The 2,490-nt window shown below is 58.4% G+C and carries 1 rRNA gene; it reads left to right on the top strand.

The window, feature by feature from the left end:
* A 23S ribosomal RNA gene (locus AC3WT4_RS19845) occupies nucleotides 1-2,488 on the top strand; the annotation flags it as partial.
* Nucleotides 2,489-2,490: the final 2 nt, after the last annotated feature.

The raw sequence follows: 2,490 nt of genomic DNA, 5'->3' as shown, positions 1-2,490 counted from the left end.
GCTGGGGTGACAGCGTGCCTTTTGAAGAATGAGCCTGCGAGTTAGTGCTCAGTGGCGAGGTTAACCCGTGTGGGGAAGCCGTAGCGAAAGCGAGTCCGAACAGGGCGCCCATAGTCGCTGGGTCTAGACCCGAAGCGAAGTGATCTAGCCATGGGCAGGTTGAAGCGCGGGTAAGACCGCGTGGAGGACCGAACCCACCAGGGTTGAAAACCTGGGGGATGACCTGTGGTTAGGGGTGAAAGGCCAATCAAACTTCGTGATAGCTGGTTCTCCCCGAAATGCATTTAGGTGCAGCGTCACGTGTTTCTTGCCGGAGGTAGAGCTACTGGATGGCCGATGGGCCCTACAAGGTTACTGACGTCAGCCAAACTCCGAATGCCGGTAAGTGGAAGCGTGGCAGTGAGACTGCGGGGGATAAGCTCCGTAGTCGAGAGGGAAACAGCCCAGACCACCGGCTAAGGCCCCTAAGCGTGTGCTAAGTGGGAAAGGATGTGGAGTTGCACAGACAACCAGGAGGTTGGCTTAGAAGCAGCCACCCTTGAAAGAGTGCGTAATAGCTCACTGGTCAAGTGATTCCGCGCCGACAATGTAGCGGGGCTCAAGTACACCGCCGAAGCCGTGGCATCTGCGCTCAACTCAGGCCTTCGTGGTCCAGAGGCGCAGGTGGGTAGGGGAGCGTCGTGTGGGCGGTGAAGCCGCGGGGGAACCCAGCGGTGGAGCCCACACGAGTGAGAATGCAGGCATGAGTAGCGAAAGACGGGTGAGAAACCCGTCCGCCGAATGACCAAGGGTTCCAGGGCCAGGTTAATCCGCCCTGGGTAAGTCGGGACCTAAGGCGAGGCCGACAGGCGTAGTCGATGGACAAGGAGTTGATATTCTCCTACCGGCGAAGAACCGCCCATACCGAGCCCGGTGATGCTAACCGTCCAAACCTGCCCATCGACCCTTCGGGGTCACCGGGCAGGGGCGCGCGGGACCCGAACCGGTAGTAGGTAAGCGTATTAACAGGGGTGACGCAGGAAGGTAGCCCGGCGTGGCGATGGTAGACCACGTCCAAGGCTGTAGGCCGTCGGGTAGGCAAATCCGCCCGACATGAAGGCTGAGAGCTGACGGTGAGCGCACAAGCGCGAACTGGGTGATCCTATGCTGCCAAGAAAAGCCTCGGCGCGAGGTTCTAGCCGCCCGTACCCCAAACCGACTCAGGTGGTCAGGTAGAGAATACTAAGGCGATCGAGAGAATCGTGGTTAAGGAACTCGGCAAAATGCCCCCGTAACTTCGGGAGAAGGGGGGCCCGAAGCGTGAACACCCTCGCGGTGGGAGCGTGGACGGCCGCAGAGACCAGGGAGAAGCGACTGTTTACTAAAAACACAGGTCCGTGCGAAGTCGCAAGACGATGTATACGGACTGACGCCTGCCCGGTGCTGGAAGGTTAAGAGGACGGGTCAACCCTTCGGGGTGAAGCTCAGAATTTAAGCCCCAGTAAACGGCGGTGGTAACTATAACCATCCTAAGGTAGCGAAATTCCTTGTCGGGTAAGTTCCGACCTGCACGAATGGCGTAACGACTTCTCCGCTGTCTCAACCGCGAACTCGGCGAAATTGCACTACGAGTAAAGATGCTCGTTACGCGCAGCAGGACGGAAAGACCCCGGGACCTTTACTATAGCTTGGTATTGGTGTTCGGTGCGGCTTGTGTAGGATAGGTGGGAGACTGTGAAGCCCGTACGCCAGTGCGGGTGGAGTCAACGTTGAAATACCACTCTGGCCGCTTCGGATGTCTAACCTCGGTCCGTGATCCGGACCAGGGACAGTGCCTGGTGGGTAGTTTAACTGGGGCGGTTGCCTCCTAAAATGTAACGGAGGCGCTCAAAGGTTCCCTCAGCCTGGTTGGCAATCAGGTGTCGAGTGCAAGTGCACAAGGGAGCTTGACTGTGAGACTGACAGGTCGAGCAGGGACGAAAGTCGGAACTAGTGATCCGGCGGTGGCTTGTGGAAGCGCCGTCGCTCAACGGATAAAAGGTACCCCGGGGATAACAGGCTGATCTTGCCCAAGAGTCCATATCGACGGCATGGTTTGGCACCTCGATGTCGGCTCGTCGCATCCTGGGGCTGGAGTAGGTCCCAAGGGTTGGGCTGTTCGCCCATTAAAGCGGTACGCGAGCTGGGTTTAGAACGTCGTGAGACAGTTCGGTCCCTATCCGCTGCGCGCGCAGGAAACTTGAGAAGGGCTGTCCCTAGTACGAGAGGACCGGGACGGACGAACCTCTGGTGTGCCAGTTGTTCCGCCAGGAGCACCGCTGGTTGGCTACGTTCGGAAGGGATAACCGCTGAAAGCATCTAAGCGGGAAGCCTGCTTCAAGATGAGGTTTCCATACCCTACGGGGTGAGAGGCACCCAGCAGAACACTGGGTCGATAGGCCGGACGTGGAAGCGGGGACGAAAGACCCGTGCAGCTGACCGGTACTAATCAGCCGACAACTTCAACACCAA

This window comes from Cellulosimicrobium sp. EB106-03-01-XG111, from assembly GCF_058792115.1.
This window is presented reverse-complemented; position numbering and strand designations above follow the sequence as displayed.